We start from the raw sequence: 23,791 nt of genomic DNA, 5'->3' as shown, positions 1-23,791 counted from the left end.
CCCTTTTAGGACTTAATGGAATGTTTTTCAAGAAATGCTGCGAAATTTGCTAAAGGCATGGGGCGGGCAAATAGGAAGCCTTGCCCGAACCGGCAGCCAATGGCCAGCAGTAGTTTTTCCTGCTGGCGGGTTTCGATGCCCTCGGTCAATACTTTCATATTGAGGCTCTTGCCGAGTTCGACGATGTGGCGCAGGATGGTCAGTGACCGTGGTGATTTTTCCGCGGCCAGCAGCATAGTGCGGTCGATTTTCATGACATCCATGGGGAGGTTTTGCAGCATGGCAATCGAAGAATAGCCGGTGCAGAAGTCATCCATCGAGAGGCAGAAGCCCATATGGCGAAGCTGGGCGACAATAGTGGCCGCATCGTAGCGGGCATCGTTGGCGCTGTAGTCGATAAAAGCGGTTTCGGTGAGTTCAAGCTCAATACTGCCGTTTGGCAGCTGATATTTATCGGCGATGTCCTGCATATGCGCCAGGTAGTTTTCCTCGGTGATATGCAGGCCGGATTGATTGACGGCAATCGGCACAATGGCTTCGCCACGAGCCAGTCGTTCCTGCTGGTACTGGCAGACCGTTTCGAGCATATAGTAGTCGAGCTGGACGGCAAACCCATTGTGTTCAAATAGGTGCATGAATTTTGCTGGCATAAGGAAACCAAGCTCAGGACTTTGCCAGCGTACAAGAGCTTCAGCGGCTACAATTGTCTGGGTCTCGATGTCGTATTTCGGCTGCAGGTAGACCTGGAATTCGCCATTCTTGAGCGCCTTGCCCATAAGGTCCTCCATCTGCTTGCGATAGAGCAGGCGCTCGCGCAGTGAGGTGTTGTAGGTGCTGATCTCCTTGTCGTGGGATACGCTTTCGGCGTAGGCCAGCATGGCGTTGTCCAGAAGCGCCGCAGCGTTGATTGGCCCGGTCGTGGGGATGGCGCAGAGCCCGATATGGTAGCGGATGATCATCGGGGTGCCATTGACGCTGCAGGTGCTGGCATCCTGGGCCAGCTTGGCTGCGGACTGCTCCATGGTAAAGCCTGCGGGCAGGCGGCAGAGCACAGCCAGAGAAACCGTGTCCAAAGACATGGCATGTGTGAGCAGCCAGTCGTTTTGGGCGCGTGCCTGCTGGATAAGACCAAGCAAGGCTTGATTGAAGGTCTTACGTGTGTAGAGCTCGCGCAGGAAAGCGATATGCTGGGCGGAGAGTACGAGCAGGAACAGCTTGCCGTGCTCGCGTTCTTCGCGGTAGCGGTCGATATTGGCTGGCAGGTTGTTGACGAACCAGCGCAGATTATACATGTTTACTTCCTTGATGTAGTGTGCTTCGCGATAAAGTGCTTCATTATGCCGTTTGTTAAGCTGCATGATGAGCAGCAGGACGATAATGATGGCAAGCAGCAAGGTTGAGCAACAGACGAGCGTGCCAATCGGGTTGCGGTAGATTAGTGCGGGCAGAGTATCCCGCCCCTGGATAGTATAGACCTGCCGGTTGATGATGCTCGAAGTCTGGTGCGGATCAATATGCGTGATTTCTTTGTTGAGGATGCGGATAAGGATAGGATCAGCTTTTTGGCTTACGGCGATAGAGACATCGTGGGAAAAGACGACATTGCTGTTCGTATACAGATTGTAGTAGTTGCCCAGATGGATGTCAGCTTGTACTGTGATGGATTTTGCAAAAGTGATATCGGCCTGGCCGCTGTTGACGGCAAACATGCACTCCTGTACGGTGTCATAATAGCGCAGCTGCTCAGGTGGATACATGGATTCGATGTATTTATGGGCGTAGAAATGGCCGCGCGGACAAGCGACAATCGGTGTAGACGGCAATTCTTGATCCTTGCGCAGGACGGCGACATAGTTGATGGTCAGATAGGGGAGCGTAATATCGGCGTTATGCTGATGGGCCCAGTTGTAGTCAGAGTAGAAGTCGGCCACCATAGTGATATCACCATCGGTTAATTGCTGCATCATGCGAGCATGGTCGCTATTGGGCAGGACTTCAATGCGGATACCGAGGTCTGAGGCGATGAGTGCCATGATATCTGAGATGACGCCTGCATGGGTGCCATCGCCGAGAAAATATGTATACGGTGGCTGGCCCGGGGAAGCCATCGCGTAGATGACTGGATGTTCGGCCAGATATCGTTTTTCTGCCGGAGTCAGGCTGAGCGCACCCTGTTCGCCAGCATCCCGGTATTTTTCGAGCAAGCGGAGCGTGTAGAGTGGTGCGATGCTGCGGAGCTGGTCCAGGCTGTCATCGACGGCCTGAGCGAGGGCTTGATTCCGCGTGCTGATTTCAAGCCAGCCAATGCCGCGGGCCAGCGGTATTGTGCGGATTCCGGCTGGTGGTGAGATGATATCATCGGGCATAGCGTAGTTTCGCAGATTGTCGCTTTGGGCGATGATATCGATGGCGCCGCTTTGCAGGCGCGTCCGGTTTTCACTGGCTGTTCCCGGTATGTAGATGACGTTTGCGCCAATATGGGTAGCAAGCGTTTCGATGGATTCGTAGAGCATGCCGTGATAATGATTATGGGCATCCCGTGTCAGATGACTGGCCGATTCGGTATAGCCGACGCGCAGCGTCTGGCGCTCATAGGCAGAAGCGGCAGGCAGCAGCGTCAATAGCAGGCCAAAGGTAAAAAGTGCGGCCAAAAGCCGGCGGCATCTGGTGGCAAATGATCGTGATGATTGCATAGGAACATCCCTTCTTCCCGTGTCGATCAAAAATCTATCCGTAGGCCAATGGTTGTTCGTTTATAGGCGGATAGTCCTAGCGTTTTCTATCTATAATCCTATCATAATATCGCAGTTCAAGCGAGCAAATCTTTTCCTATAATGAAGAAAACTGACGAAGAAATAGGCTGCGAACGAGATAGTCTTTATCGATGATATATATTCTCAATTATGTGTGAAATTTATTGTTCGTGAGCCTTTCTATTGACTTTTGGCATGAAAGCACATACAATGAAAACATCAATCCCGAGTAAAATACTAAGGATTAAACAACGAACCGTTTTTTCATAGAAGGAGAGTTTATATAATGGCAGAGAAGCTTTTGGAAATCAAGAATCTCCATGCGGGCGTGGAAGATAAAGAAATCCTCAAAGGATTGAATCTTTCCGTCAACAAGGGAGAGGTTCATGTCATCCTCGGCCCGAATGGCTCGGGCAAATCGACACTTATGAATGTCATCATGGGGCACCCGAAGTATCAGGTTACGGAGGGTACGATGACGTTCGAAGGTGAGGATATGACGGAACTAAAAACTTTCGAACGTGCGCGCAAGGGCCTCTTCCTGTCGTTTCAGACGCCGGAGGAGATTCCGGGGATTACGGTCGAGAACATGATCCGTACGTCCAAGCAGACCATCACGGGGAATAAGGTCAAGATTTTGCCATTCCGTAAGGACATGAAGGCGCAGATGCAGGAACTCAAAATGAAGCCGGAGTATGCGCAGCGTTATATGAATGTCGGTTTCTCGGGCGGTGAGAAGAAGCGCAATGAAATCCTGCAGCTCTTGATGCTGCAACCGAAGCTGGCGCTGCTCGACGAAACGGATTCAGGTCTCGATGTTGATGCTGTCCAGATCGTTTCTGAAGGCGTTGCTAAGTTCCATAACGAAGAGAACAGCTGCCTTATTATCACGCATAATACGCGTATCCTCGAAAAACTCAAGGTTGATAAGGTACACGTATTGATGAATGGCCAGATTGTTGAAGAGGGGGGCGCTGAGCTCATCGAGGATATCAATAACCGTGGATTTACGCATATCCTTGAGGCGCAGCCGGAAACAAAGTGAGGCATTTCGGATGGCAGAGAAGAAGAAAACATATATAGAAGATATTGAGCGTACACTCTACGATATCAAAGACGTAGACCGCTCAGTCTACAAAGCCCATAGCGGACTTACAGAGGAGGTAGTCCGCGACATTTCTGTGCGTAAGCATGAACCGCAGTGGATGCTGGATTTTCGCTTGCACTCGCTGGCGGTCTACAATTCCCTTGAGCTGCCGAGCTGGGGGCCGAGCCTTGAGGAACTCCATATGGATGATATTGTCACTTATGTCCAGCCGGATGCCAAGATGACGGGCAGCTGGGACGAAGTTCCTGAGGATATCAAAGATACGTTTGACCGTCTGGGCATTCCTGAGGCTGAGAAAACGTCGCTGGGCGGCGTCGGTGCGCAGTACGACTCGGAGGTTGTCTATCATTCCATTCAGGAGGATATGGTCAAGCAGGGGGTTATCTACACCGATATGGAGACTGCTGTGCGTGAGCATGAGGATATTGTCAAAGAATACTTCATGACACTTGTGCCGCCGAAGGATCATAAGTTTGCAGCTTTGCATGGATCGGTTTGGTCGGGGGGCTCATTCGTCTATGTGCCGGCTGGCGTCCATGTGGAGATGCCGCTGCAGAGCTATTTTCGTCTCAATGCAGCTGGTGCTGGCCAGTTCGAGCACACGCTGATTATCGTGGAGCCGGGGGCGAGCCTGCACTTCATCGAGGGGTGCTCGGCACCGAAGCATAATGTCACGAACCTGCATGCCGGCTGCGTGGAGCTTTTCGTCAAGGATGGGGCGCGCTTGCGCTACTCGACCATCGAGAACTGGTCGCGCAACATGATGAACCTCAACACGAAGCGCGCCCTTGTCGAGAAGGACGGCATCATCGAGTGGGTGTCTGGCTCGTTCGGCTCGCATATCTCGTGCCTCTATCCGTGCAGTGTGCTGCATGGCGAGAACGCCCGCTGTGAGTTCACAGGTGTCACGTTCGCCTCGAAGGGGCAGAACCTCGATACAGGCGCCAGCGTCATCCACGCCGCACCCCATACGTCAGCGAACATCAACACGCGCACGATCTCGAAGGCAGGCGGCATGGCAACCTACCGCAGTGCCGTCAAGGTCACGAAGAATGCTCCCCATGCAAAGTGCTCGGTCAACTGCGAGTCGCTGATGCTGGACAATCTTTCCCGCAGCGATACACTGCCGGTCATGGACATCGAGGGTGATGAGGCCGACATCGGGCATGAGGCCAAGATAGGCCGCATCAGTGATGAGGCGATCTTCTATCTCACCTGCCGCGGCATTGATGAGGAAGAAGCCCGGGCAATGATCGTCCGCGGCTTTGTCGAGCCGATTGCCAAGGAGTTGCCGCTCGAGTATGCGCTCGAAATGAATAATCTGGTAAATATTGAGTTGGAAGGGACTATCGGCTAATGGATGATAAAATTTTTTCTGAGATTCCGATGCGCACCTGGCGCTGGCTGGGCGTCAATGAAGCCCGGGTTCCGGAAAACCTCAGTGATAACGTAAAGAAAAAACAGATTCTCGTGGAAGCCGGACAGAAGGATGAAGTTGTCCTGGTAAACCGCGAGGGTGGCCAGCTGGAAGTACAGGTACATATCGCCGACGGTGGTGAGCTGCATCTGGTGAATGCGCAGCTGGTGCCTGATGATACGGCAGCTATCAGCCGCGTGAAAGTTTACGTGGGCAAGGGGGCTAAATTCAGCTATACTACGGTGGAAGCTGGTGCACGTCATACGGCGGCCGAGCTTACGGTGGATATGGCTGGCGATGACAGCGTTAGTGATATTTGGGGGCTTTATTTCGGCGATGGCGAAAGCAAAATCGACCTCAACTACGTTATTCGCCAGAAGGGGCGCCGTACCGATGCCAACATGCAGGTTCGCGGTGCACTGTTAGGAACCAGCGATAAGATATTCCGCGGCACCTTGGACTTCCTCGAAGGTTCCAAGGGATCTGTGGGCCGCGAGAATGAGGAAGTGGTCCTGCTTTCGCCAACAGTTCGCAACCGCAGCGTTCCGGTCATGCTCTCCCATGAGGATGACGTGGATGGCCACCATGCCGTAAGCGTTGGCAAGATTGACGAAGGCAAACTGTTCTATCTCATGAGCCGTGGCCTCGATATGGCCGATGCCCAGCGCTTGATTGTGGAGGCATCCTTCAATCCGGTCTTGGACCGCATTGAAGACGAGGAGCTCAAAGCGGAGATTGACAAGGTATTGATGGGGAGGCTCGCAAATGGCTGATGCACAGGAATTCCTAAAGGATTTCCCCTTGCTTCATGGGGAAATCGATGGCAGGCATATCGCTTATCTCGATAATGGCGCGACGACGCAGAAGCCGCAGCAGGTGATCCAGTCGATCTGCGGCTACTATGGCGGCTGCAATGCCAACCCGCATCGCGGGGCTTATGCGCTTTCGGTCAAGGCGACAGATATCTACGAATCGGCGCGCAAGCGCACGGCACAATTCATCAAGGCGGGCCGTTCCGAGGAAATCGTCTTCACGAAGAATGCCACAGAGGCGCTGAACCTGGTGGCATACAGCTATGGTCTTGCGAATGTCGGGGCTGGCGACGAAATCGTCATCAGCGTTTCGGAGCATCACAGCAACCTGGTGCCTTGGCAGTTCGTTGCCAAGACCAAGGGGGCGACGCTCAAATACATCTACCTTGAGGAAGATGGAAACCTCTCGCAGGAGGATATCGAAACGAAGATCACGGAGCGCACGAAAATCGTAGCGGTCACGCAGGTATCGAATGTCCTCGGCCTCAAGAATGATGTCAAGAGCATCGTCAAGAAAGCCCATAGTGTCGGAGCTGTCTGCATTATCGACGGCTCACAGAGCGTGGCGCATATGGCCGTCGATGTACAGGAGCTGGATTGCGACTTTTTCGCCTTCTCGGGCCATAAGATGCTCTCGCCGATGGGCATTGGCGTGCTCTATGGCAAGTACGAGATCCTTGACAAGATGGAGCCCTTCCTGCGCGGTGGCGATATGATCGAATACGTGCAGGAACAGGAATCGACTTGGGCGGAGCTGCCGGCGAAATTCGAGGCAGGCACGCAGAACGTCGGTGGGGCGGCAGGTCTCACGGCGGCTATCGACTATCTCGAAGCAATCACCTTCGACCGCATCGAAGCCATCGAAAAAGACCTGGTGGACTATGCTCTGCCGCAGCTCAGAGAGCTCCCCTATATCGAGCTCTACGGCTGTGACAGCACGCGGGATAACAAGACGGGCATCATCGCGTTCAACATCAAGGATGTCCATCCCCATGATGTGGCGACAATCCTTGATAACGATGGTGTCGCTGTACGTGCGGGCCATCACTGCGCCCAGCCGCTGCATCGTTATCTCGGCCAGAATGCCAGCTGCCGTGCGAGCTTCTATCTCTACAACACGCGCGAGGATATCGACCGCTGGATAGCGGCGCTGAAAAAGGTACGGGGGGTATTAGGTTATGGCGCTTGATGACGTATATACGGAGGTACTCGGGGAGCACAGCCGCAATCCCGACCACAAACATCACCTGAGCTGCGCGACCTGCTCGGTGAAGGGCCGCAATCCGAGCTGCGGCGATGAGATCACGCTGGAACTGCAGGTGGAGGACGGCATGGTCAAGGATGCGGCCTTCACGGGCATTGGCTGTGCGATCTCCCAGGCCAGCACGGACATCATGGCCGAGCTGATCCGCGGCAAATCCGTCGAGGAGGCCCGCGGTCTTGCTCAGAAATTCATCAGCATGATCAAAGGCGAGATTACCGATGAGGAAGAGCTGGAGGAGCTGGATGAAGCCCTGGCGCTCAAGAATGTCTCGCATATGCCGGCTCGCGTCAAATGCGCGGTTTTGGCTTGGCATACGTTGGATGATGCCTTGAAATCCGGAAATAATAACAAACAGTAATACTTATCCACAAAATGTTGGGGATATCCACGGCATAACTGTGGATAAAGGCGACGTTTTGTGGATTTTTCCTGTGGATATGTGTAAATAAATGTGGATAAAGGAAGGAATAAGCACAATGGCAATGAAAGAAGTCAAACCAGAAGCATTCAACGAAAGCGTGTTCCAGGTAATCGGCAAGGATTGGCTGCTTGTCACTGGCGAAGCTGAGGGCAAGGCAAATGCAATGACGGCCTCATGGGGTGGCATGGGCATCATGTGGGGCAAGCCGGTGGCATATATCTTCATCCGTCCGAGCCGCTACACGAAGGAGTTCATTGATAAGGCCGAGGGGCTGACGTTGTCAGTATTTGCGGAGGACCGCCGCAAGATGATGAGCTACTTCGGTACTGTTTCGGGCCGCGATGAGGACAAGATTGCCAAGGCTGGACTTACCGTACGTCATGACAATGGCCGCACGTACTTTGATGAAGCGCGCGTGACGATGCTCTGCCGCAAGCTCTATGCGCAGGAGCTCAAGCAGGAGTGCTTCATCGACAAGGCTTGTGATGAGAAATGGTACAACGATGATTACCATACGATGTATATCGTCGAGATCGACAAGATCCTCGTGCAGGAGTAAGTGATGGCAGCGATGACGGAAGTGAAGGAACAGCTTATCCCTGTGCTGCAGAAATGCTCGCTGACAGATGGGATGAGCGAGGCGGAGATCCGCGAGCTGCTGAGCCTGGCGCAGGTGCGTATCAGGGATTATGCCAAGGGAGATATCGTTTTCTATGAGGGTGAAGTGCCGCACTGCATCTATATCCTGCTGGCTGGTGAGGTACATATCCTCAAGGACACGTTCTCGGGACGGCAGATCTTCCTTTCGGAAATCGCCGAGGCTGGGGATATGTTTGGCGAGGTCTACGAGGTACTGGAACAGCCTTATGACATGTATGTCGAGGCGGTGAAGCCGACCCGTGTGCTCGAGATTGCGAGCCGGCTGCTGTCGTTTGATGCAGGCGGCGAGCTCACGCAGAGTGCGCTTTTGGTGCAACGCAATCTCATGCGCATCTTCGCGCGCAAGGCGTACTTCATGGCTGGCAAGCTCAAGGTGCTCGCCAGTGGCAGCCTGCGTGAGAAGATCGTGCGCTTCCTGTTCCAGCACCTTGGCGGCGATGGCTGCATAGAGTTGGCAGTCAGCCGCGAATTCCTGGCGGCGTATCTGGCGGTCACGCGGCCGTCTCTTTCCCGCGAGCTTTCGGCTATGCAGCGCGAAGGGATACTGGCTGTTGATGGCAAGACCATCAAAGTCGTAGATATGGAGCGCTTTGAGGCATATCTCTGAGAGGTGTGCGGGGAAATCTGCATAGAAAAACGGGACATGCTGTGGGGGCATGTCCCGTTTTTCGAGAGAATTAGAGATTTAGGAATCGAATGTATGTAAATTCTTCTGGGGAAGAAGAATTACCAATAGGGAAGTTCACAAAGATGTGTGTATTCGCTTTCCTGCTCACAACCTAAAGTATAGACACGTTTTTTTAAAAAAACATATGCTAGACATTAGATGTTGATTATATTTGCAGGTTTGGGGTTGCATCAGGTGTTTTTGGCGATGACGGCACCGACTACCGCACCGATGATGGCTGCGGTATTGCGCTCCCCCTCGGAATATTTCTTCGGATGGGAGCGGTGCGAGAGTTCCTGGACCTCATAGCGGGGGCCGAACTCCTGATGATGGCGCGGACTGGCCTCGGAGACCGTGGCACTGAAGATGCCAAGGCTTACGAAACTGGCCAGAACGGCAGCCGTAGTGACTTTCAAGCATTTCTTGTTGAACATGGTATGTTCATCTCCTTTTCGTAGAATAGTCTTTGAACATCTCAGTCCCTGAGAACGGTGTATGTGTCGTTCCTGACTACAGTTAACAGTATAGAGCTGCTGGCTTAGAAAACAAGGTGGAGGCTGTTAAAAGTTGATTAAGGAAACTATTATTTTCTACTGAGAAGATGAAAACGAACGATAAATACCTGCAAATGTAACCGAGAGATGTTATAATTAATAGATATGTATAGAGACGGCTTTCCTATATCATAGATTTTGGAGGGAATGGATTGTTAGCAGCGGAAACCTATCGGGATATCGAGGCAAAGATCATGGGCGGGGAGCGGCTCAGCCGTGAGGACGGCATCTGCCTGTTCCACTGTCCGGACATTGCCTGGCTCGGCGCTATGGCCGACCATGTCCGCAAGGAAAAATGCGGCGATATCGTTTATTACAATGTGAATTGTCATGTGAATCTTACGAATATCTGCACGTCACACTGCAAGTTCTGTGCGTTCGGCCGCGACGAGGATGACAAGGGTGCCTATGCGATGAGCAAAGAGCAGGCCATCGCCGTGGTGCGGGATGCGATGCAGGATCCGGATCTGGCGGGGCTCCACGTTGTCAGCGGTCTGCATCCGACCTGGACGTTCGAGCACTATCTCGGCATCGTCAAGGCACTGCATGAGACGTTCCCGCAGCTCTACATCAAGGGCTTCACGGGAGTGGAAATCACGCATTTCAGCGAGATCTCGGGTCTGTCCATCGAGGAGGTACTCGTGCGCCTGCGTGATGAAGGCGGCCTGCAGGCCATCGCGGGCGGCGGTGCTGAAATCCTCTCGGACCGTGTGCGCGGGGAGCTTTGCCCAGGCAAGGCGTCGGCCGACCAGTGGCTCGAGGTCGCGCGTACGGCGCACAAGCTCGGCATCAAGTCGAACGCGAGCATGCTCTACGGCCACATCGAGACCATCGAAGAGCGCGTCGACCATCTGCTGCGGCTGCGGGAGTTGCAGGATGAGACGGGAGGCTTCCAGACCTTTATCTGCTTCCCGTTCCTGCCGAAGAATACGGAGCTGGGGCAGTCGGTCAAGCAGACGAGCATGTGGGACGATCTGCGCACCATGGCGATCTCGCGCCTGATGCTCGACAACTTCACGAATATCAAGGCGTACTGGGTCATGCTGACCGTGCCGGTCGCACAGGTTGCCCTGGGATTTGGTGCCAACGACATCGACGGCACGGTGCATAAAGAGACCATCCTGCACGATGCCGGTGCGACGAGCCCGACAGCGCTATCGGAGAACCAGATCATCCGCATCGTCAAGGAAGCTGGGCGCATCCCGGCTTCCTGTGACTGCAATTTCAACATCATCCGCAAGTTTGAGTGAGCCGGAAGGCAGGAGGAAGCTCCATGGAGATAAAGGAGAATATCGCCGCGGCCCGTGCCAAGGCCGAGCGCGGTGAGCGCCTTAGCCTTGGGGACGCGCTGGCACTCTACGAGGACAATGATATCTTGTTCCTCGCAGCCTGCGCGCGCAAGGCTAAGGAGAAGAAGAGCGGCCGGAAGGTGTTTTACACCGTCAACCGCCATATCAATCTGACGAATGTCTGCAGCGCGAACTGCCCGCTCTGTGCGTTCCAGGTCGAGGACGGCGACAAGCGCGGTTTCACGCTGGAAACGGAGGATATTGCGCGTATCGTTGCCGAGGCGCAGCAGGTCAAGAACCTCTCGGAGATCCATATCGTCTCGGCACTGCATCCCGACAAGTCCTTTGACTATTATGCAGACGTCGTGCGGCAGGTCAAGGCAGCGCTGCCACAGGCCGATGTCAAGGCGTTCACGCCGGTCGAAATCGTGAATTTCGCGAAGCTGACGGGGAAATCCATCCGTGAGGTGCTCGAGATCCTGCAGGCAGCGGGGCTTGACAGCCTGCCGGGCGGTGGCGCTGAGATCCTTGCTGACCGCGTGCGGCAGATCATCTGCCCGAAGAAGGCGACGACTGCTGAGTGGATCGAGACGATGAAGACGGCGCACAGCCTGGGCATCCGCACGAATGCGTCGATCATGTACGGCCATGTAGAGACCATCGAGGAACGGCTGCAGCATCTCATTACCATCCGGGATATCCAGGATGAGACGGGCGGATTCCAGGCCTTCATGCTGTTCCCGTTCCATCCGGGCAATACGAAGCTCGGCGAAGAATACGGCCTGCGGCGCGTGGGCTCGTGGGAAGACTTGAAGATGATGGCGCTATCAAGGCTGATTCTTGACAACATTGACCATATCAAGGCGTTCTGGATCATGCTGACGATGCCGATTGCCCAGCTGGCGCTGGGCTTCGGTGCCGATGATCTCGATGGAACCATCGGCGAGGAAAAGATCATCCATGCTGCCGGGGCCAAAACGAATACGGGCATCACGCGGGGGACGCTGGAGAAGATGATCCGGGAGACTGGCTATGAGCCGGTGGAGCGCGATACGTTCTATCATGAGGTGAAGGCATGACGAGACTGACACCAGCACAAGGCGAGGAGCTGCTGCTGCATGGCGACCCGATCGAGCTCGGGCAGCAGGCAGATGCGGCGCGCCGCAAGCTGTTTGACGATACGGTCACATTCATCGTTGACCGCAATATAAACTACACGAATGTCTGCAAGAACGAGTGCAAGTTCTGCGCATTTTTCCGCCGCAAGGATCACAAGGATGCCTATCTGCTTTCCTATGAGGAGATTCTGGAGAAGGTCCGCGAGACGGTAGAGGCTGGTGGCACGCAGGTCATGATCCAGGGCGGGCTCCATCCTGACCTCGGTATCGAATACTATGAGAAGATGCTGCGGCTCATCAAGGAGAATTTTCCGCAGATCACGATCCATTCGTTCACGGCGACGGAAATCCAGTACTTTGCCCAACAGGCAGGCCTTTCAATCCTCGACACGTTGAAGCGCCTGCAGGCAGCAGGGCTTTCGAGCCTGCCGGGGGGCGGGGCGGAGATCCTCGTCGATGAGGTAAGGCGGCGCGTGAGTCCCAAGAAGATCATGACTGACGACTGGCTGCATGTCATGGAGTGCGCACACAGTATCGGCATGGAGAGCACGGCGACGATGGTCATCGGCTTTGGCGAGACGATGGCCCAGCGCATCGAGCATATGGAAAAGATCCGCCGGTTGCAGGACAAGACGGGCGGTTTCCGCGCATTCATTACCTGGACCTATCAGCCTGGCAATACCGAGCTTGGCGGAGAGAAAACGACGGGCTGGGACTACATGCGGACACTGGCGCTCACGCGTCTCTATATGGATAACGTCAAGCATATCCAGGGGTCGTGGGTCACGCAGGGCGAGCGCATTGGCCAGTTGACCCTGGGATTTGGCGCGGATGACCTCGGCAGTATCATGCTTGAGGAGAATGTCGTGCGTGCCGCGGGTACGCGCTATGAGATGAGCATCAATAAGATGGCGGAGCTGATTCGCGGCGCTGGCAGGATGCCCGCCCAGCGTGATACGGAGTACAGGGTAATCCGCCGGTTTTGAGGAGATAGAGTATGAGTGAAATCAAGATACCGAAAGCCGACTATGCCGTCGTGGGCGGATCGGGCACGCTTTCGAGCAACTTTCCGGCGAATCTGCCGGATGAGGACGTTGAAATCCTTGCTGATAACTTGCACTTTGAGACGCCGTATGGCATGAGCCCGGCCATCCGCTTGTTCCGGGTAGGCCAAAAGCGCGTGCTGACCGTCAAGATGCATGGCTGGCGCTCGGGGGTCACCCGGGCTGATGCCAGCCGTCAGGTATTTTGGACCTTTCGCGAGGCTGGTGTCAAGCGCATCATTTCCGAGGGCGGCGTCGGCACGGTCAACAAGCTCTTGGATTTGCGGGATTTCATCATCCCCGATGATTACCTTGACCTTTCGGTGCGCAAGGATGTCATGCTTGATGGCCGTTATCTGCTCATCATGCGCGATGCGCTGTGCCCCGAGATGCGGCAGGCCTTGATCGCGGCGACGAAGAAACGCTTTGCTGGCCGCGTCTTCACGCGCGGTACCTATGCGGTCACCGATGGCCGTCACTTCGAGAGCCCGGCTGAAGTGGCCATGATGAACGGCCATGCTGATATCGTCGGCCAAAGCATTGCGCCGGAGGTCTATCTGGCCCGCGAGATCGGGGCCTGCTATGCAGGGCTCTACTTCACGGTCAACTATGGCGAGGGCATCCGCGAGAAGTGGTCCCATCAGGATATGGCCGACATCTTCTATGACGATGCGCCGATGATTGGCGAGATCATCCTCGAGACCATCCGCAACGTCGATGCTGATGACCGTCACTGTGAGTGCTTGGACCTTCGCAAGGAAACCTTGCTCAAAGACGTCTATAACGAAGTATCGGCCAAGGGCTGATCGGCTATCCAAATGTGAAAGGCTGTGCAGGAAAATGCACAGCCTTTCTTGAATAATAAGTTGGAATCAGACGTTCAGGGAATGAAGGAGGCAGGGAGATGAAGAGATATTTCCGATCTAGTTGTTTGGTGTTCCTGCTTTGCTGGCTGGTGCTGGTGTCGGCAGCGGCTGCTGCCGAGCGGGATTTTGTGGTGCAGGGGGACATCGTCTATACCCCGGCCTGCGGAGAAGCGAAAATCCTGCCGCAGGGCTATCTGGTGGTCAAGGAAGGCAAGGTACAGGGCACCTATGCTGAGTTGCCCGCAGCCTATGCGGATCTGAAAAAGCAGGATTGCCGCGGTCAGCTCATCATGCCGGGATTCTGCGACTTGCATGTGCATGCGGCGCAATACCGGCAGATCGGGCTGGGGATGGATGAGTCTTTGTTGACGTGGCTGGAAAAGTATACGTTCCCCGAGGAGCAGAAGTTTTCCGATCCTGCCTATGCAGAACGTGTATATGAGGATTTTGCGGCTGAGTTGGCGAAGTGCGGGACGACGCGGGCCGCGGTTTATGGAACTATCCACCGCCAGAGCGCCGAGATACTGGCCCAGAAACTGGCCAAGCGCGGGCTGGGCGCCTATGTCGGTAAGGTCAATATGGATCGCAATGCCCCGGATTATCTATGCGAAACAAGCGAGGCTTCTTTGGCGGAAACCGAGCAGTTTGTCCATGCACCAGTCTGGACGGATTTGGTGCGGCCCATCTTGACGCCGCGGTTTGCGCCATCGGTGACGCCAAAACTCTTGCAGGATCTCGGCGACCTGGCGCGGCGGGAGAATCTCCCGGTGCAGACGCATCTATCCGAGAACAAAGGGGAAATCCAATGGGTTGCAGAGCTTTTCCCCACCATCCGCGACTATCCGCAGGTTTATGCACACTATGGCCTCTACGGAACGACGCCGACGCTGATGGCCCATTGCATCCATATGGATGCGGCGCAGATCAGGGATTTGGTCAGTCATGGGGTATATCCTGTTTTCTGTCCCGAATCCAATCTGAACCTTACCAGCGGCATCATGCCTGTGCGCAGGTTCCTGACGGCGGGGGCGAAGGTGGCGTTGGGCAGCGATGTCGGTGCCGGGCATGATCTGTTCATGCCCCATGTCATCGTGCGGGCGATACAGGTCTCCAAGGTGCGGGCGATGGAGCAGCCTGAGGAAAAGGCCTTGACACTGCCCGAGGCGTTCTATCTGGCCACGAAAGGCGGCGGTTCTTTCTTTGGAAAGGTCGGCAGCTTTGAGCTGGGGTATGACGCGGATCTCTTGATCGTACGGACGCCGGCGGCACTAGCGGATCGTTCCGTCATGGAGCGGTGGCAGTATTTCATCTATCATGGTACACCGGAAGATATCACGGCCCGGTATGTAGCTGGCCGCTATGTCCGCTAGTCCTCCAGAGCGCCAGAAAAAGCCTATCAAGCAGCGATGGCAGCTGCTTGATAGGCTTTTTTCAGTGCTGGATGACTTTGATGATAGCCGCGAGGACCAGCAGCATGACGAGTGCATAGATGATGCCGATGGCAATGGACCAGGCATGGCCTTTGCCGGTAAGCGTCTCACGATGGTGGAGATAGATCGGCGGGCAAAGGACGATGGCCAGATAGTACCAGGCAGACATGCGCAAGCCGACTTGCTTGAGGTAGCTCTTGTCTACGCAGTACATGATGAGGCTGGACAGGGCTGTGATGCGCTGCAGCAGGTGGTTCTCCTGCCCCGCGGCGAGGATGCCGAGGACGATGGGCAGGACGACGGCCAGACGGCAGAGGGTCCATCCCTTGTCCAACAGAGCTGTCTGTTCCGGCGTGAACGAGACCATCATGCCCGGCCATACGGCCATCCCACTGGCCTGCGGCGGATACGGCATGGTTCCGGCCGGCGGCTGCGGTGCAAAATGCGGCTGGGCCGGCTGTTCTTGCTGAGCGCAGGTTGCGCCGCAATTGGTGCAGAATTTTGCGTCAGCGGGTAATTGCTGCCCGCAATTCATACAGTACATAAAAATTCCTCATTTCTCAAAACAGACTACAAGCTAGACTTGTTCTTTATATAGAATACACATGGTTTGTTTGACGGCAATTAATCTTCAATTAGATAACCGTTAAATCGATTAAAATCGATTGCTATTCATTTTTTTTAATGATATGGTAGGGAGCAAGCAAATGATTTGATTTGAGAATCAGGGAGGGGTTCATGATGTTCTGCGCGAATTGCGGCTCGCATCTGGACGGGGATGAGAGATTCTGTGCTGCCTGTGGGCAGCCAGTGATGGCTCAGATGCCGCCGCAGCAAGCAACGCAGCCAATGACGTACCAGCAGCAGGTACAATACCAGCAGGGGATGATGCCGCAACCCTATCTGTGGCCACGGCCGCAGGAAAAGGGGACGCTGGCAACCTTCATCGACAATGTCAATCGTATGACCGGGGGAACGGAACACGTTGATCTCAAGATGAAGGACCTGGTGGAAAGCGTATTCCGCCAGCATACGAAGCAAGAGGCTGAGGAAATCTTCATTTATGGCACAGCTGCGACGACACCGCCAGAACGGTATATATCGGCGGCTTGGCCGCATCCGTGGCTTTATTCACGCGTCTTTCTCGTGCTGGCCATCACGATGGCCTGCCTGTTGTTCATGACACAGGCCTTGGGCAACCAGCTGGCTGCGCCGGGGGTCATATTCATCGGGGCTTTGGCGGTGCCGTTTTCTGCCTTGATTTTCTTTTTCGAGGTCAATGCACCGCGGAATATCAGCATCTTTGAAACCACGCAGATATTCTTCATTGGTGGCGTCATATCGCTCATCATGACGATGCTGGTCTACGGCTTCATTGGCTTTGAGAAGCTGAACAATACGAGTACCTTTTTGGTCGGCTTTGCCGAAGAAGTCGGCAAGCTTATCGTCATCGCCTACTTTTTGCGCGGTGCCGAAAAGAAGTATATCCTGAACGGTCTGCTGATCGGTGCGGCAGTCGGTGCAGGCTTTGCCGTCTTTGAGACGGCGGGCTACATCGCCAAGACAAACAGTCTGGTCGTGCTTTACCTGCGCGCAGCCTTGGCGCTCGGTGGTCATGTGGCTTGGGGAAGCCTCACGGGCGCGGCCCTGGCAATGGTCAAGGGCAGCCAGCCCCTGCGCGCGGATCACTTTTTTGACTTCCGGTTTCTGAAGTTCCTGCTGGTCTGCATCGTCCTGCATGGTCTTTGGGATATGCCACTGCTCTCGCATATCCTGCCGCTCATCACGCAGGCCGGGCTCATGGTGCTGGTCTGGATCTTTGTATTGGTCATGCTGCATGCTGGCCTGCGGCAGATTTCTGCGCAGCAGGCGCAGGCACAACAAGCCGTGCCGCAGGAAACGCCAGGCGCCTGAGCAAACGGCATTCAGATTGTGGATTTAGGTTTTGATATTTTGGGGATTGTGGGACGACGATGAAAAGATTTGACGAATGATGGAGGAACAACTATGTTTTGCAAAAATTGTAACACCCCACTGCCAGATGATGCGAAATTCTGCAAGAACTGCGGCACGAAAGTGATGGCAGAGACGAAACCGCAGGCAGCGGCCAGTACAGAGGGTGCAGGTACGGCCAGCGGCACGGATGTGGTCCCTGAGGCGCAGATGTCGAAAGTCACGCCGCCTCCCCAGCCACAGCCAGTCATGACGGCGCAACAGCCAAACGTGACGCCGCAGCCGAATGTGCCTCCGGTGCCGCCGCAGATGAATATGCCGGGCGGCTATTATCCGCAGCCACAGAACCGCGCCTCCACAGGCAAGATCGTAGCAATCACGCTGGCCGTTGTCGCTGTACTCGGTTTGGGCTTTATGGCCGTGAGCTCGTCGAGCGCCAACGACAAGCCCGAGGTGACACAGACTGATCCGGTAGAAAAGGGCGCTGACCAGCCTGGCACGGAGACGCAGCAGGCAGGGGTGCTGTCGCTCAAGCACAAAGACCGCAAGCTCATGAACAATGAGACGAACGAGCTGATCCTGATGCTGAAGGATGCCCGGATTTCCATGGATGCTGCGGGGCATCCGCAGCTGTGCCTGCTCTATACGAACAAGCTGGCAAAAGGCTTTTCCAGCCTGGAGCTTTCCGTGCGGGCACTCGATCAGGCCGGCGAGCCAATGAAGAGCCCTGTGACTGGACATTCCTTCCAGAGTGTCGAGGTGCGTCAGGTAGTAGCTCCCGGCGCGTCGACCTCGAAGGCGGATGTCATTCCGCTGGCAGAGCTGCCGCAGGCTGAAAAATATCAGATCACCTTCCGCTGCATCAATTTCCAGGACAACAGCTTCCTGATGTTCAAGGGCAGCAACAAACCGACAGTCCTTGTCGAGTAAGAGCATAGCAACAACAAAGGCCACGGCAGCTGCCGTGGCCTTTTCGATTGCGGGAAAGCAAGGGATACGCTAAGATATAAGAAATAGATGTAAATTTGAGGTGATTGCAATGGTAAAGCTGACAGGCTACTACCAGCTGCCGGGCGCACTGCCGCAGCCGGTGGATTTTGAGGATTTGTTCGACAAATCATTTATGCGCAAGTATACAAACTACCGGACCTTCGAGAAATTCTTGCAAGGCGGTAAGTTCCATATTGCATCCCAGCAGGACTTCGAGGAACTGCCCGAAGAACAGATGGATAGACATGTAGTAAAGACCACACGGTTTGGCAGCTGGAAGGAAATGATTGATTTTGCGACGGATATCTATGCGCGGAAACAGATGCTTTAGTCAATAACGCGCTAACAATAAAAGAGACGGTGAAAACACAGTCAAAATAAATGCGATCATAATACGTCCATATCTTTAGGGATATAATGGGAGAAATTAGAGGGAACAGAAATATTATTCCCTGTTCGTCATCTGTTGAACTGTCAATAAAGAGGAGCCTGACCGTTCAATCGACGAAAGATTTTGAGGCGCATGTTGGTCGTCTAACCAATACAAGAGGCATGGAAATCCTGACTTCCTTGTTACAGAGCGTGCGCAAGAACTATGCGGTCAATAAGGATGCCATTTACGGGATTGGCGAGAATAGAGGTGCCTGGGCAATACAGCTTATTAACGAAGAGCTGCCCGGCTATTTCAAAACAACATATCTTGATGAAAATCCCACAGATGGACAGGTAAATAACAAGGCAATCCATGACTGGCTGATGAAGGAAATGGCAGCAAAAGCGAAATAAAAAAGGCCGCTGATTTAACGGGCAGAATGACTGGTTAATTCAGCGGCTTTTACTAGGATATCCAGAAAATTTCCGGTTCATAAAAGGAACTGTTTCGGATTTGGCGAAGTAATATAGTCATATGTTTTATCGTGACAATAATGGAATACTGTTTGGTCAGGGAGTAGAAAGATGAAAAGGACACGAATACGGTGCCGTGTTTGGTAGAGAATTTTGGAAAAGAGGAGCAAAGTTTATGATAAGAAAGACAGTATTTCTTCTATTGGTTTCACTTTGCCTTATGACAAAAACTTTTGCTGGTGAATTACAGATCATTGATAAGCCAATACTATGGTCTGCTGTTAGAGAGCAGCTTATCCGTGAGTATGCCATAACACACTACAATCTGGATCGAATAGATATCATTCCGCAAGCTATTGTTGTGCATTGGACAGCATCGAGTACTTGGGAATCCGCTTATAACCATTTTTATCAAGAGGCACGCGCTGATGGGACGCTAAATGTTGCCTCCCACTTTCTGGTGTCACGGGATGGGAAAATATTCAGACTCACACCTGAAACAGCGCTTAATAGACACATTATAGGCTACAACTGGTGTGCAATTGGCATAGAAAATGTAGGTGGAGTTAATGGCGTAGAAGATTTAACGGATGCGCAACTTGAAGCAAATGTTGAGCTAATCAAATATTTACATAAAAAATACACGACAATTTCCTATGTCTTTGGTCATTATCAGCAGGATGCAGCCCGAAGTAGCGGATTATACATTGAAAATATACCTGACTATCGCTCAGAAAAAATAGATCCGGGCCGTATTTTCATGACTGTTTTGAAAAGTCGCTTGCAAGATGAAGGTCTTAAATTTTATGATAAGTAGGATGCGGTTGAGAAGGGGGCGGCAGGCAATTGGGTACCATCGACTATCTAATTTTGGGAAGAGATGACAATGCCCTGCTGGATATTTTGGAACATCGATAAAAACAAATGAAAAAGCCGCTGAATTGGCGGGCTCGTATGCCCGAGTAATCCAGCGGCTTTTTCTAGGTCATTCGGTTTTATCAGCGGACAAAAACATTGCGGCAGATAGCATCGCTGAGGGTTTCTTCCCAGATGTAGTTATTGCTGAATTTACCAGCACTGCGTGTGTCTTCGTCCTCTTCAATGGCTTCGCCGTTCATGATGTAGACAAAGCCATCTTTGGTGTTTTGACGGATAGCCAGCATGGAGAGCAGACCGAACGCTTCACCGGTGTGTCCTACCAGGTCGATTTCCGTATCTTTACAGAAGCGGGCTGTGCTTTTGCCGTCCATCTGGTAAATGCCCAAACCATAGGAGAGAATCGTGCCGCCATAGTTGTTGCCGTTCTTGATTTTGTCGTCATAAATCCATTCGCGCCCCAGCATGGTCTTGACCGAGGCCGGGGTGAGAATCTGTTTGCCCTTGTAGGTGCCATCGTTAAGCAGCATGGAAAGCGCATGGGAAAGCTCCTCACAGGAAATCCGCAGGCCGCCTGCCGGGGAAAATACCGTAGCATTGGTGCCGGGAACATAATCCTTCAGACTGTAGGTGTCCTGGAAATTTTCGGCATAAGGATTCTGCAGGGCAACCGTATCTTTTTTCGGCTGTCCCTGGGGATAGCCATCCTGCGTAGCGCGCCAGGGACCGTTTTCATTCCAGACGCCGGCAGCATCTTTTTTCTGGTAAACTGCACCGAGTTTCTTGAATTCCTTCTGGCTGAAATTACTGGGCAGATAGTCAGCTTTTATATCCAGCTGTTTTAAGATATGGCTCTTTTGATACTGGTCAAAGCGTTCGCCTGTAACTTTTTCGATGATGGTTCCTAAAAGGCCATAATTCAGATTACTGTAAGCAAAGAATTTGCCCGGTTCCTGGCCAGCAGGGGCAAAGTGCGCACCATCTTCGTAGAACTTGCCGTCTTTGTGGAAGAATTCCTGCAGCCCCATCTGTGGTGGAATGCTGTAAATCTTGCCATCACGCAGGGAGGATTGGTGAGAAGCCAACATTCTCACAGTAATGGGCGTATTTGGGTAATTGGGATTCCTGAGCGTGAATCCCAAATATTTGCTCACATCGTCGTCCAGGTTAAGTTTTCCCTGTTCGGCCAGCTGCATAATCGTGAACACGGTAAACATCTTGGAGACGGAAGCTGCGCGAAAACGGCTTTCGCGGGTAAAGGGCCGATTCTTTTGGGGATTTTGGCTGTCGATAATAGCTGAACCTTGAAAGTTGCTGTAAACTTCTTTGCCATCCTTAAAGGCGATTACCCCTAGCCCTGGAACCTTCGTTCCGGTATCCCCGACCATTTGGGCAAGCTCGTTGTCCAAATCGGCCTTGCTTTCCTTACTCATAGCCAGGCAGGTGTTCATGAGCAGGCAGAATATCGCCAGAACAATTGCGGGGATTCGTTTCTTCATACCGTTCAACTCCTTTTACGAATTTCATGCAAATGGTCTTGTACCTTGTCATATTTCTTTTATAATAGATTCTCTTTTCTGAAAAGTCAATAAAACATGCGCGGTCAGCTAATGAAGTCTTTACTATGCAATCATGAATATTTTTCCAGTTTGCCAAAACACTTGCTTTAATAGCTATTGAAACAGTCAGAAAATTGGCCGATTTGATGTTTCGACGTGTTTTGTAATATAGTGGGGAGGGAATAACGTGAGTGATGAAATTTGATGTGATGAGGAGTGTTAGGATATGAAAAAAGTTCTTTTCGTCTGTCATGGCAATATCTGCCGGTCGACGATGGCTGAGTTTGTGATGAAGGATATGGTGGCAAAGGCTGGGCTTACGGAGGAGATCCTCGTGGAGTCGAAGGCCTGCCGTACCGACGAGATCGGCAGCGATACGCATCCGGGGACAAAACGGGTGCTGCGCGCGCATGGTGTGCCGTTTACGTCGCGACAGGCTCGGCAGATACGGTACACAGATTATGAGGAATATGACTTGATCATCGCGATGGATGATGAGAATATGCGTGATTTATCAAGACTCACAGGCGGCGATCCCCAGGGCAAGTGTCATCTGCTGCTCGAGTATGCTGATGAGGCGCGTGAGGTTGCTGATCCGTGGTATACGGGGAACTTCGAGGCAACTTACGCGGACGTTACTAGAGGATGTCGTTCTCTGCTGGACAAGATTCAGTCAATGCGGTAATATAGATAGGTAATTATTGCTGGATGTGTATCATTGTAAACTTTTGCGAAGTACATGTTGGCATATGACAGTTCCTATATTATTGCAGAGAAGGTGTTTTATTGGAATCAAGAGGAAGTTTTTCGACCCGTCTGGGCTTTATCCTGGTGTCGGCGGGGTGTGCAATCGGACTAGGGAACGTCTGGCGTTTCCCGTATATCACGGGTGAGTACGGCGGCGCGGCTTTTGTGCTGATCTACCTGGTGTTTTTGGCTATCCTTGGCCTGCCTATCATGGTCGCAGAGTTTGCCGTGGGCCGTGCGAGCATCCGCAGCGCGGCGATGTCGTTCGATGCGCTGGAGCCGAGGGGCACGAAGTGGCATCTCTATAAGTATGGAGCCATCGCGGGCAATCTGTTGCTGATGATGTTCTATACGACGGTATCGGGCTGGATGCTGTACTATCTGTATAAGATGGCGTCCGGGGGCCTTTCAGGACTTGATGCGGCAGGCGTTGGTGGCGTGTTTGGAGCGCTATTGCAGGACCCGATGACAATGGCGGGGTATATGGTCGCGATTGTCGTGCTTTGCGGTGGTGTCTGCTATCTCGGTGTGCAGGCCGGTGTCGAGCGCATCACGAAGTCGATGATGAGCTGCCTGCTCGTGCTGATGGTCGTGCTGGCCATCCACAGTGTCCTGCTGCCGGGCGGCGAGGAAGGTCTGCGCTACTATCTCTATCCGGACTTTGGACGGCTGGCGGAATTCGGCCTCAAGGAAGTCATCTTCGCGGCGATGGGACAGGCGTTCTTCACCTTGTCCATCGGTATCGGTGCACTGGCCATCTTCGGCAGCTACATCGGCAAGACAAAGCGCCTGACGGGCGAGGCAGTCTGGGTCGTACTGCTTGATACGTTCGTTGCCATCATGGCGGGGCTTATCATTTTCCCCGCTTGCTTTGCCTATGGTGTCGACCCGGCCAGCGGCCCGAATCTCTTGTTCATCTCGCTGCCGAATGTCTTCAATGCGATGCCGCTGGGCCGTCTCTGGGGCACGATGTTCTTCCTGTTCATGACGTTCGCTTCGATGTCGACGGTCATTGCGGTATTCGAGAACCTCATCGTCTGCTTCTTCGAGCTCCTGCATAAGGATCGCCGGACAATCATTCGCTGGGGAGTTCCGGTCATCGTCCTGTTGTCGCTGCCGTGCGTGCTCGGCTTCAACGTCTGGAGCGGCTTCCAGCCGCTGGGGCCAGGCTCGGGTGTGCTCGATCTGGAGGATTTCTTTGTCAGCAACAATCTGCTGCCGCTCGGTTCGCTGGTCTATCTTGCTTTCTGCACGAGCCGCTACGGCTGGGGCTGGGATAACTTCATCCAGGAGGCTAATACCGGCAAGGGCATGGCCTTCCCGACCTGCGTGCGCTTCTACGTCACGTATATCCTGCCGCTCATCGTACTCGTCATCTTTGTCAACGGGTATTATGCGCTGTTTTTCAGCAAGTAAGA

General features: G+C 53.4%; 23 protein-coding genes. 19 read left to right on the top strand and 4 right to left on the bottom strand.

Annotated features, from left to right (window positions below):
- Positions 1–5: 5 nt before the first annotated feature.
- On the bottom strand, positions 6–2,693 hold the full coding sequence (locus FZ041_RS07970; protein WP_149189191.1) for an EAL domain-containing protein: 2,688 nt from the start codon (positions 2,691–2,693) through the stop codon (positions 6–8).
- A gap of 346 nt (positions 2,694–3,039) precedes the next feature.
- Between FZ041_RS07970 and sufC the strand changes: the two genes are divergently transcribed.
- The 7 genes from sufC to FZ041_RS07935 all read left to right on the top strand — a co-directional run bounded on the left by sufC (position 3,040) and on the right by FZ041_RS07935 (position 9,042).
- Positions 3,040–3,798 (top strand): Fe-S cluster assembly ATPase SufC, encoded by a 759-nt coding sequence (gene sufC / locus FZ041_RS07965; protein ID WP_149189190.1) that lies wholly within the window; start codon positions 3,040–3,042, stop codon positions 3,796–3,798.
- Positions 3,799–3,808: 10 nt separating this feature from the next.
- Positions 3,809–5,218, top strand: a complete 1,410-nt coding sequence (sufB, locus tag FZ041_RS07960; RefSeq protein ID WP_149189189.1) for a Fe-S cluster assembly protein SufB — start codon at positions 3,809–3,811, stop codon at positions 5,216–5,218.
- Complete coding sequence (locus tag FZ041_RS07955) at positions 5,218–6,051, top strand: SufB/SufD family protein (protein WP_255449306.1); 834 nt, start codon at positions 5,218–5,220, stop codon at positions 6,049–6,051. The genes sufB and FZ041_RS07955 overlap by 1 nt, the downstream gene beginning before the upstream one ends.
- Positions 6,044–7,279, top strand: coding sequence for a cysteine desulfurase (locus FZ041_RS07950; protein ID WP_149189188.1), 1,236 nt, complete (start codon positions 6,044–6,046; stop codon positions 7,277–7,279). The genes FZ041_RS07955 and FZ041_RS07950 overlap by 8 nt, the downstream gene beginning before the upstream one ends.
- Entirely contained in the window at positions 7,269–7,712 is a 444-nt protein-coding gene (sufU, locus tag FZ041_RS07945) for a Fe-S cluster assembly sulfur transfer protein SufU (RefSeq protein WP_149189187.1), read from the top strand. The genes FZ041_RS07950 and sufU overlap by 11 nt, the downstream gene beginning before the upstream one ends.
- Positions 7,713–7,830: 118 nt before the next feature.
- Complete coding sequence (locus FZ041_RS07940; RefSeq protein ID WP_082336293.1) at positions 7,831–8,334, top strand: flavin reductase family protein; 504 nt, start codon at positions 7,831–7,833, stop codon at positions 8,332–8,334.
- 3 nt (positions 8,335–8,337) lie between these two features.
- Entirely contained in the window at positions 8,338–9,042 is a 705-nt protein-coding gene (locus FZ041_RS07935) for a Crp/Fnr family transcriptional regulator (protein ID WP_439653965.1), read from the top strand.
- A 251-nt stretch (positions 9,043–9,293) separates the two neighbouring features.
- Here FZ041_RS07935 and FZ041_RS07930 read toward each other — a convergent pair whose 3' ends face one another.
- A complete protein-coding gene (locus tag FZ041_RS07930) occupies positions 9,294–9,536 on the bottom strand; it encodes a hypothetical protein (protein WP_075445170.1) in 243 nt (80 codons plus the stop codon).
- A 272-nt stretch (positions 9,537–9,808) separates the two neighbouring features.
- On the opposite strand from FZ041_RS07930, the gene mqnE (FZ041_RS07925) reads away from it, so the two are divergent.
- The 5 genes from mqnE (FZ041_RS07925) to FZ041_RS07905 all read left to right on the top strand — a co-directional run bounded on the left by mqnE (FZ041_RS07925) (position 9,809) and on the right by FZ041_RS07905 (position 15,342).
- The gene (gene mqnE / locus FZ041_RS07925; protein WP_255449305.1) at positions 9,809–10,906 is read left to right on the top strand and encodes an aminofutalosine synthase MqnE; all 1,098 of its coding nucleotides are present in this window, start codon (positions 9,809–9,811) and stop codon (positions 10,904–10,906) included.
- 23 nt (positions 10,907–10,929) lie between these two features.
- Positions 10,930–12,024: an aminofutalosine synthase MqnE gene (gene mqnE, locus FZ041_RS07920; protein ID WP_149189186.1), complete on the top strand. Its 1,095-nt coding sequence runs from the start codon at positions 10,930–10,932 to the stop codon at positions 12,022–12,024.
- A complete protein-coding gene (gene mqnC, locus FZ041_RS07915) occupies positions 12,021–13,049 on the top strand; it encodes a cyclic dehypoxanthinyl futalosine synthase (RefSeq protein WP_149189185.1) in 1,029 nt (342 codons plus the stop codon). The genes mqnE (FZ041_RS07920) and mqnC overlap by 4 nt, the downstream gene beginning before the upstream one ends.
- A gap of 11 nt (positions 13,050–13,060) precedes the next feature.
- Entirely contained in the window at positions 13,061–13,912 is an 852-nt protein-coding gene (locus FZ041_RS07910) for an MTAP family purine nucleoside phosphorylase (protein ID WP_149189184.1), read from the top strand.
- A gap of 98 nt (positions 13,913–14,010) precedes the next feature.
- Complete coding sequence (locus FZ041_RS07905) at positions 14,011–15,342, top strand: amidohydrolase family protein (protein WP_149189183.1); 1,332 nt, start codon at positions 14,011–14,013, stop codon at positions 15,340–15,342.
- A gap of 61 nt (positions 15,343–15,403) precedes the next feature.
- Here FZ041_RS07905 and FZ041_RS07900 read toward each other — a convergent pair whose 3' ends face one another.
- Positions 15,404–15,946 (bottom strand): zinc ribbon domain-containing protein, encoded by a 543-nt coding sequence (locus FZ041_RS07900; protein ID WP_149189182.1) that lies wholly within the window; start codon positions 15,944–15,946, stop codon positions 15,404–15,406.
- Between the two features lie 194 nt (positions 15,947–16,140).
- Between FZ041_RS07900 and FZ041_RS07895 the strand changes: the two genes are divergently transcribed.
- The 5 genes from FZ041_RS07895 (at position 16,141) to FZ041_RS07875 (ending at position 20,008) form a co-directional block, all read left to right on the top strand.
- On the top strand, positions 16,141–17,316 hold the full coding sequence (locus FZ041_RS07895) for a PrsW family intramembrane metalloprotease (protein ID WP_149189181.1): 1,176 nt from the start codon (positions 16,141–16,143) through the stop codon (positions 17,314–17,316).
- 93 nt (positions 17,317–17,409) lie between these two features.
- Positions 17,410–18,285, top strand: a complete 876-nt coding sequence (locus FZ041_RS07890) for a zinc-ribbon domain-containing protein (protein ID WP_149189180.1) — start codon at positions 17,410–17,412, stop codon at positions 18,283–18,285.
- 109 nt (positions 18,286–18,394) lie between these two features.
- Positions 18,395–18,676 carry a hypothetical protein gene (locus tag FZ041_RS07885; protein WP_149189179.1) on the top strand — a complete coding sequence of 94 codons (282 nt, stop codon included), beginning with the start codon at positions 18,395–18,397 and terminating at the stop codon, positions 18,674–18,676.
- Positions 18,677–18,897: 221 nt separating this feature from the next.
- Entirely contained in the window at positions 18,898–19,131 is a 234-nt protein-coding gene (locus FZ041_RS07880) for a hypothetical protein (protein WP_149189178.1), read from the top strand.
- A 235-nt stretch (positions 19,132–19,366) separates the two neighbouring features.
- Complete coding sequence (locus FZ041_RS07875; protein WP_149189177.1) at positions 19,367–20,008, top strand: peptidoglycan recognition protein family protein; 642 nt, start codon at positions 19,367–19,369, stop codon at positions 20,006–20,008.
- Between the two features lie 181 nt (positions 20,009–20,189).
- Here FZ041_RS07875 and FZ041_RS07870 read toward each other — a convergent pair whose 3' ends face one another.
- Positions 20,190–21,566, bottom strand: a complete 1,377-nt coding sequence (locus FZ041_RS07870) for a serine hydrolase domain-containing protein (protein ID WP_149189176.1) — start codon at positions 21,564–21,566, stop codon at positions 20,190–20,192.
- A 286-nt stretch (positions 21,567–21,852) separates the two neighbouring features.
- Here FZ041_RS07870 and FZ041_RS07865 point away from each other — a divergent pair, with 286 nt between their 5' ends.
- Together FZ041_RS07865 and FZ041_RS07860 are read left to right on the top strand one after the other, a co-directional pair.
- Positions 21,853–22,311 (top strand): low molecular weight protein-tyrosine-phosphatase, encoded by a 459-nt coding sequence (locus FZ041_RS07865; protein ID WP_149189175.1) that lies wholly within the window; start codon positions 21,853–21,855, stop codon positions 22,309–22,311.
- Between the two features lie 101 nt (positions 22,312–22,412).
- Positions 22,413–23,789 carry a sodium-dependent transporter gene (locus FZ041_RS07860; protein WP_149189174.1) on the top strand — a complete coding sequence of 459 codons (1,377 nt, stop codon included), beginning with the start codon at positions 22,413–22,415 and terminating at the stop codon, positions 23,787–23,789.
- Positions 23,790–23,791: the final 2 nt, after the last annotated feature.

Source organism: Pseudoselenomonas caprae, from assembly GCF_008271345.1.
GTDB lineage: Bacteria > Bacillota > Negativicutes > Selenomonadales > Selenomonadaceae > Selenomonas_A > Selenomonas_A caprae.
This window is presented reverse-complemented; position numbering and strand designations above follow the sequence as displayed.

Bases quoted from the DNA above. Each gene is read 5' to 3' on its own strand.
- FZ041_RS07970 (WP_149189191.1), bottom strand. From the start codon at position 2,693: ATGCAATCATCACGATCATTTGCCACCAGATGCCGCCGGCTTTTGGCC.
- sufC (WP_149189190.1), top strand. From the start codon at position 3,040: ATGGCAGAGAAGCTTTTGGAAATCAAGAATCTCCATGCGGGCGTGGAA.
- sufB (WP_149189189.1), top strand. From the start codon at position 3,809: ATGGCAGAGAAGAAGAAAACATATATAGAAGATATTGAGCGTACACTC.
- FZ041_RS07955 (WP_255449306.1), top strand. From the start codon at position 5,218: ATGGATGATAAAATTTTTTCTGAGATTCCGATGCGCACCTGGCGCTGG.
- FZ041_RS07950 (WP_149189188.1), top strand. From the start codon at position 6,044: ATGGCTGATGCACAGGAATTCCTAAAGGATTTCCCCTTGCTTCATGGG.
- sufU (WP_149189187.1), top strand. From the start codon at position 7,269: ATGGCGCTTGATGACGTATATACGGAGGTACTCGGGGAGCACAGCCGC.
- FZ041_RS07940 (WP_082336293.1), top strand. From the start codon at position 7,831: ATGGCAATGAAAGAAGTCAAACCAGAAGCATTCAACGAAAGCGTGTTC.
- FZ041_RS07935 (WP_439653965.1), top strand. From the start codon at position 8,338: ATGGCAGCGATGACGGAAGTGAAGGAACAGCTTATCCCTGTGCTGCAG.
- FZ041_RS07930 (WP_075445170.1), bottom strand. From the start codon at position 9,536: ATGTTCAACAAGAAATGCTTGAAAGTCACTACGGCTGCCGTTCTGGCC.
- mqnE (WP_149189186.1), top strand. From the start codon at position 10,930: ATGGAGATAAAGGAGAATATCGCCGCGGCCCGTGCCAAGGCCGAGCGC.
- mqnC (WP_149189185.1), top strand. From the start codon at position 12,021: ATGACGAGACTGACACCAGCACAAGGCGAGGAGCTGCTGCTGCATGGC.
- FZ041_RS07910 (WP_149189184.1), top strand. From the start codon at position 13,061: ATGAGTGAAATCAAGATACCGAAAGCCGACTATGCCGTCGTGGGCGGA.
- FZ041_RS07905 (WP_149189183.1), top strand. From the start codon at position 14,011: ATGAAGAGATATTTCCGATCTAGTTGTTTGGTGTTCCTGCTTTGCTGG.
- FZ041_RS07900 (WP_149189182.1), bottom strand. From the start codon at position 15,946: ATGTACTGTATGAATTGCGGGCAGCAATTACCCGCTGACGCAAAATTC.
- FZ041_RS07895 (WP_149189181.1), top strand. From the start codon at position 16,141: ATGATGTTCTGCGCGAATTGCGGCTCGCATCTGGACGGGGATGAGAGA.
- FZ041_RS07890 (WP_149189180.1), top strand. From the start codon at position 17,410: ATGTTTTGCAAAAATTGTAACACCCCACTGCCAGATGATGCGAAATTC.
- FZ041_RS07885 (WP_149189179.1), top strand. From the start codon at position 18,395: ATGGTAAAGCTGACAGGCTACTACCAGCTGCCGGGCGCACTGCCGCAG.
- FZ041_RS07880 (WP_149189178.1), top strand. From the start codon at position 18,898: ATGGAAATCCTGACTTCCTTGTTACAGAGCGTGCGCAAGAACTATGCG.
- FZ041_RS07875 (WP_149189177.1), top strand. From the start codon at position 19,367: ATGATAAGAAAGACAGTATTTCTTCTATTGGTTTCACTTTGCCTTATG.
- FZ041_RS07870 (WP_149189176.1), bottom strand. From the start codon at position 21,566: ATGAAGAAACGAATCCCCGCAATTGTTCTGGCGATATTCTGCCTGCTC.
- FZ041_RS07865 (WP_149189175.1), top strand. From the start codon at position 21,853: ATGAAAAAAGTTCTTTTCGTCTGTCATGGCAATATCTGCCGGTCGACG.